This window comes from Bacillus sp. JJ1764, assembly GCF_036962145.1.
Lineage (GTDB): Bacteria > Bacillota > Bacilli > Bacillales > Cytobacillaceae > Neobacillus.
Genome location: NZ_JBALNY010000033.1, coordinates 697 through 6,867 on the forward strand (window position 1 = coordinate 697; position 6,171 = coordinate 6,867).

Consider the following 6,171-nt stretch of genomic DNA (forward strand, 5'->3'; position numbering starts at 1 on the left):
ATTTTTTAAATATATTTTTTTCGGCATACTATCAGGGGCTTTGCTTTTTATCATTTTCTGGTTGGGAGATCAACTCATTGACTTGTTAAACATCCCTATAACAAAAGAAATTAAAAAGTTGTATAAGTCATATGCTCCGGTCCTTTTCTGGGAGTATTTAGCTTTGGTTTTGGTTGCTGCCCCCGGTGAAGAAATCTTTTGGAGAGGATTTGTCCAGAAAAGGCTGATGAACTACCGGAAACCATCACTGAGCATTCTGGCTGCTTCTATCCTATATGCCTCTGTCCAAATATACTCAGGTTCAATCCTTCTGGTTTTTTCATCGTTTATCTCTGGATTAGTTTGGGGATTTCTCTATTTTCGCAAGAAGAGCATGCCGCTAGTTATCATTTCGCATATTATATTTGATTTAATGATTTTTATTATCCTTCCCTTTAAATGAACAAGCAGCTGTTCATCATCACAGCTGCCTTATTATTTCCTGTTGCTAATAGGGTGAAACGGCTTCATCCACAATAAAATAAAAAACGTCATACAAACATAACCAAAAGATGGATATAAATAGGACAATAATGTTCCATAATTTACTAAACTTACAAGATAGGACAAAGCAAAAATGACTGAAACTGATAAGATTGTATGAACCGGAAACAATTGCTGAATTTGTCTGTCCAGCCCAAAAACATTTCCTATTACTGAAGTAAAGATTTCTCCATAAATAATTAAAACATATATCCCATACAAAAAAGGGGCCAAATTCTTCATTATGATGGCCATTGGTATTTCATAAAACTCTAGGTTGGGCAGCATTATTAATGTAAAATGACTCGCCATTAATATTAAGGTTAACGCCAATCCCCCCATGATTCCGCCCCATTTGATGGTCCAGTCGTCTTTAACCTCTGTTGCGATTGGAACTAAAACAGCTTGGGCAAGTCCCAGATTCAAAGCAGCATAGGAAAAAGGGGCAATGACACTTTTCCAACCATCATCAACATAAGGAATATATAAAAACTTAGAAACAAACTGCGGGTTTTGAACCGATAATACCATCAAAATTAAGCTAAAGGTAATCATTAACGGGACTACGAAGGTATTGACTGCAAACAGGCCTCTTGACCCAACTAGCATGACAAAATAAGAAAGGGAAATTGTCAAAACAATACCAGCATTTTTAGGTAGCCCCAGCTGCTCCTCAAAAACGGCCCCTGCCCCGGAAAGCATAACAGCACTCACCCCTATAAGCATAATCAACATGAAAAAGTTGATAATTCTCCCAGGCCATCTTCCAAATAGGTACTCATTAAATTCCTGATAAGACCTAGCTTCTATTTGTGCTGCCATTCGCATCATTTTTGAACCGATCACCACAAAAAGGTAACCACTCATTAATATACTTATAAAACCAAAGAAACCAAATCGAGAAAAAAATTCTACGATTTCCTTTCCGGTTGCAAATCCTGCGCCTACAACAGTCCCAACATAAACTGCTGCAATTTGAAAGGCCTGATTCCATTTTCTTTTCACATCATCTCCCCCTTAACACAAATATATGAATGAAGGGACAAACAATGACGAGCATTTTCCATCTTGGCAAGAATTACTATAAGCAAAGTTCTTGAAAGTCAAAAAAGGTCAGAGTATACTAGGTTCACAAGGTCAAAGATAGTCAAAGTCAAATTGATCAAGTAAATAACTAAGGAGGTTTTGAGTAATGCTTTGCCAAAGATGCAATCAAAATCAAGCAAATATCCAATTAAATATAAGCGTGAATGGACAACGAAAAGAATTAAAACTATGTCATGATTGTTATGTAAAGGAAAAACAAGCACTGGGCACAGGTTTTTCCATGAATACGAATCCTTTTCAGGGATTCCCTTTTGAAGAGCTTTTTAAGGAAAAAAATAATAATCCAAATCAATCTGGTCAGTTTACACCACATAAAGAAGGAAAACAAGGACATGGTGGAATTATTGATCAGTTTGGCCGAAACTTAACGCAAATGGCTAAAGCGGGTTTACTTGATCCTGTGATTGGGCGTGATGAAGAAGTCAAAAGAGTGATCGAAATTCTTAACCGAAGAAATAAAAATAATCCAGTTTTAATCGGGGAGCCCGGCGTGGGTAAAACAGCTATTGCTGAAGCCCTTGCACAGAAAATCGCTGATTCAGACGTTCCGGGCAAGCTTTTAAACAAAGAGGTCTATTTGCTCGACGTTGCTTCATTGGTAGCGAACACCGGCATTCGCGGACAATTTGAGGAACGGATGAAGCAATTAATTTCCGAGTTACAAGAAAGAAAAAATATCATCCTGTTCATCGATGAAATTCATCTGCTTGTTGGGGCAGGTTCTGCTGAAGGCTCCATGGATGCTGGAAACCTTTTAAAACCGGCACTAGCCCGTGGCGAACTCCAAGTGGTAGGTGCCACAACATTAAAAGAATATCGACAAATTGAAAAAGATTCTGCATTAGAACGCCGCTTTCAGCCAGTACATGTCTTGGAGCCTACTACAGAGGCTGCCATTGCTATCTTAACAGGCTTGCAGAAAAAGTATGAGGATTATCATGAAGTAACCTACTCAGAAGAAGCCATTATAGCCTGTGTAAACTTATCACAGCGCTATATCCAAGACCGCTTCCTCCCTGATAAAGCGATTGATTTACTTGATGAAGCTGGATCAAAATTAAATCTTTCTTCCGAATATAAGGATAGTGAAGATCTTGAGGCCCGTTTAGCGGAAATTGCTAAAGAGAAGGAAGTAGCTCTTAAACAAGAGCATTATGAAAAGGCAGCAAAACTTCGCGATGAGGAAGTCAAATTGGAAAAATCACTAAATCAGGTATCGGGTATTAATCGTCCAGTTGTAACTGTCGCTCATATTCAGGAAATAATCGAACAAAAAACAGGGATACCAGTCGGAAAATTGCAGCTAGATGAACAAGTAAAAATGAAAAGCCTCGAAGAACATCTAAACAGAAAAGTAATTGGGCAAGAAAAGGCTGTACAAAAGGTTGCTAAGGCGATCCGTCGCAGCCGTGCCGGATTAAAGCCAAAAAATCGCCCAATCGGTTCCTTCTTATTTGTGGGTCCTACCGGTGTTGGTAAAACTGAATTAACAAAAACACTTGCTGAAGAATTATTTGGCACCAAAGAATCGATGATTCGTCTCGACATGAGTGAGTATATGGAAAAACACAGTGTTTCCAAATTAATTGGCTCACCTCCCGGTTACGTAGGTCATGATGAAGCAGGACAACTCACGGAAAAAGTCCGACGTAATCCATACAGTATTATTCTGTTGGACGAGATTGAAAAAGCACATCCTGATGTGCAGCATATGTTCCTGCAAATTCTTGAGGACGGCCGTCTGACCGACAGCCAAGGCAGAGTGGTCAGCTTCAAGGATTCAGTTATCATTATGACAAGTAACGCAGGAGTCGTATTAAAGCCTATCCATGTAGGATTCGGGGCAAGTGACACAGTGGAAGAAACAAGTATTATAGATTCTCTTGGCAGCTTCTTTAAACCAGAATTTTTAAACCGTTTTGATGCGATTATTGAGTTTAACTCACTAGATAAAACACACATCTTAACAATCGTTGATCACATGTTGAATGAATTGCAAGAAACTTTACATGAGCAAAGTATCGAACTGGTTGTCAATGATGAAACAAAAGAAAAATTAGCTGAGCTTGGCTATCACCCAGCATTCGGGGCACGCCCACTCCGCCGAATCATCCAAGAACAATTAGAGGACAAAATTGCCGATTACATTTTAGAACAGCCTGATGTGAAAAAATTAATCACGATTGTAAAGGAACATGAATTGAAAGTTGTTTCCGAGGCTGTGTCTATTCACTAATAAAAAAGCGAAGCTGCATTATATCAGCAGCTTCGCTTTTTTTATAATTTCTTATCATCAATGGAATTCAACCATTGCTCAATGACATCGACGACCGATTCCACGCAGCCGTTTTCAAATGGAGAAATTAAATTGGCCGCTTCCACTAGCTTCGTAAACGACAGGCTACCGCCAAGGTTGCACAACTTTACATAATCTCCCCAAGCTGTTTCTCTGTCCTCTCTTGATCGTTTCCAGAATTGGAACGCACAGATCTGAGCCAATGTGTAATCAATATAGTAGAATGGAGAATTATAAATATGCCCCTGGCGCTGCCAAAAGCCACCACCCTCAAGATATTCATTTCCATCATAATCTTTATGAGGCAAATATTTTCGTTCAATTTCTCGCCATTGCGCTTTACGTTCCTTTGGTGTTGCGGTTGGATTTTCATATACCCAGTGTTGGAATTCATCCACAGAAACACCATATGGCAAGAATAGCAAAGCTTCACTTAAGTGAGAAAACTTATATTTATCCGTATCTTCCTTAAAGAAAAGCTCCATCCAAGGCCAAGTAAAAAATTCCATACTCATGCTATGAATTTCACATGCCTCATACGTCGGCCAATTATATTCTGGTATTTCAAAATGCCTGCTTGAATAGACTTGAAAAGCATGCCCTGCTTCATGGGTAAGCACATCGATGTCCCCTGAAGTACCGTTAAAATTAGAGAAGATAAACGGGGCTTTATAATTTTCAATATACGTACAATAACCGCCGCTTGCTTTCCCTTTTTTGGCAACGAGATCCATCAGATTGTTTTCCTGCATGAATCTAAAGAATTCTCCTGTTTCCTTAGATAAATCCTCATACATTTTTTGACCATTTTCTATAATCCATTCCGGGCTTCCCTTTGGAACAGCATTGCCAGATTGGTATGAAAAGGACTCATCATAGAATTTTAATTGGTCCAAGCCAAGACGTTCCCGCTGACGCTCTTTTAATTTTGTCGCGATCGGGACGATATAGTCTTTTACCTGTTTACGAAAATTTGCCACCATTTCAGCATTATAATCGGTCCGCATCATACGGTAATATCCAAGTTCTACAAAATTTTGGTAGCCAAGCTTTTGGGCAATTTCTGTTCTAACCTTTACTAGGTCATCATAAATCCGATCCAGTTCATTTTCGCGTTGGGCAAAAAAGCCAAATTTAGCTTCACTTGCCCGCTTGCGCATCTCCCGGTCAGTAGATTCAATAAATGGATCGATTTGCGCCAGTGTCCGCTCTTCGCCTTCAAACTCGATTTTCGCTGATGCAACCAGCTTTGTGTATTCCGTTACTAAACGATTTTCCTTTTGGAGTAAGGGCACAATCTCAGGTTTAAATGTCTTTAGCTGACCTTCTGCCAAGGCGAAGAGCTGGCTCCCCCATTTTTTCTCCAATTCAGGGCGGAATTTGGAATCAACAAGGGCTTGGTAATAACTGGTGACTAACCCTTCCACTTCAGGCCCAATTTCATCCATGTAATCCTGTTCATTTTTATAAAATTCGTCATTAGTATCAATGGAGTGATGGATGGAACAAAGGGTAAACATTGTGCCAACACTATTGCGCAGTTGATTTATTTCATCCATTGCTTTGCTTTGTCCGTCAACTGTAGTTGAATTCTTAAAGCGATCTAAAATGGTTTCAAATTCCTCTTTTATTTCATCGAGATTAGGCCGTTTATATGTATAACTTTCAAAGCTCAATGTAACTCCCCCTTTTGGATTTACCAAATTTTTCAACCAATGTTTATTATACACTATTTTTTAGCCTTTTTTCACATAAAAAAAACGGCTCTTAAGCCGTTTAAAATTTACCTGCTGGAATTCCTAACTTTTTTAAAAGGTCGATTGCTTGTGATTTTTCCTCATCATTCAGACTAGACATAAGCTTATCAATCTGTTTGGCATGATCCGGGAAGATCTCCATAATCAACTCTTTGCCTTCATCGGAAATTTGCGCATAGATGACTCTTCTATCATTCGGACAAGCAATTCTCTTTAATAACCCCTTTTGTTCCAATTTATCAACAACATAAGTAATACTGCCACTTGCGAGCAGGATTTTTGCTCCTATCTGCTGCAACGGTTGGTCTCCTTTATGATAAAGCAGTTCCAATACAGCGAATTCAGTTGGATTTAGCCCATTTGCTTGAATGACTTTATTTACATGTTCATTAATCGCCTTAAAGGCCCTTGATAGAACAATAAAAAGTTTTAAAGATTTTTCTATAGAAGCATTTTCCATATTATTTCATCCTTTTTGGTGGTGAATTG

Annotated in this window: 5 protein-coding genes; 2 read left to right on the plus strand and 3 right to left on the minus strand. The window is 38.8% G+C overall.

Annotated features, from left to right (window positions below; translation table 11 throughout):
• On the plus strand, positions 1-442 hold a 442-nt coding region (locus V7083_RS04790), incomplete at its 5' end, for a CPBP family intramembrane glutamic endopeptidase (protein ID WP_335475926.1).
• Between the two features lie 32 nt (positions 443-474).
• On the opposite strand, the gene V7083_RS04795 is transcribed toward V7083_RS04790, so the two are convergent.
• The gene (locus V7083_RS04795; RefSeq protein ID WP_335475929.1) at positions 475-1,527 is read right to left on the minus strand and encodes a YkvI family membrane protein; all 1,053 of its coding nucleotides are present in this window, start codon (positions 1,525-1,527) and stop codon (positions 475-477) included.
• A gap of 187 nt (positions 1,528-1,714) precedes the next feature.
• Between V7083_RS04795 and V7083_RS04800 the strand changes: the two genes are divergently transcribed.
• Positions 1,715-3,865 carry an ATP-dependent Clp protease ATP-binding subunit gene (locus V7083_RS04800; protein ID WP_335475931.1) on the plus strand — a complete coding sequence of 717 codons (2,151 nt, stop codon included), beginning with the start codon at positions 1,715-1,717 and terminating at the stop codon, positions 3,863-3,865.
• 41 nt (positions 3,866-3,906) lie between these two features.
• Here the strand turns inward: V7083_RS04800 and V7083_RS04805 are convergent, their stop codons facing one another.
• Together V7083_RS04805 and V7083_RS04810 are read right to left on the minus strand one after the other, a co-directional pair.
• Positions 3,907-5,601, minus strand: coding sequence for a M3 family oligoendopeptidase (locus V7083_RS04805; RefSeq protein ID WP_335475933.1), 1,695 nt, complete (start codon positions 5,599-5,601; stop codon positions 3,907-3,909).
• Between the two features lie 100 nt (positions 5,602-5,701).
• Positions 5,702-6,142 carry a MarR family winged helix-turn-helix transcriptional regulator gene (locus tag V7083_RS04810; protein ID WP_335475935.1) on the minus strand — a complete coding sequence of 147 codons (441 nt, stop codon included), beginning with the start codon at positions 6,140-6,142 and terminating at the stop codon, positions 5,702-5,704.
• Positions 6,143-6,171: the final 29 nt, after the last annotated feature.

Coding starts and splice junctions, on each gene's coding strand:
- V7083_RS04800 (WP_335475931.1), top strand. CDS start 1,715: ATGCTTTGCCAAAGATGCAATCAAAATCAAGCAAATATCCAATTAAAT.
- V7083_RS04810 (WP_335475935.1), bottom strand. CDS start 6,142: ATGGAAAATGCTTCTATAGAAAAATCTTTAAAACTTTTTATTGTTCTA.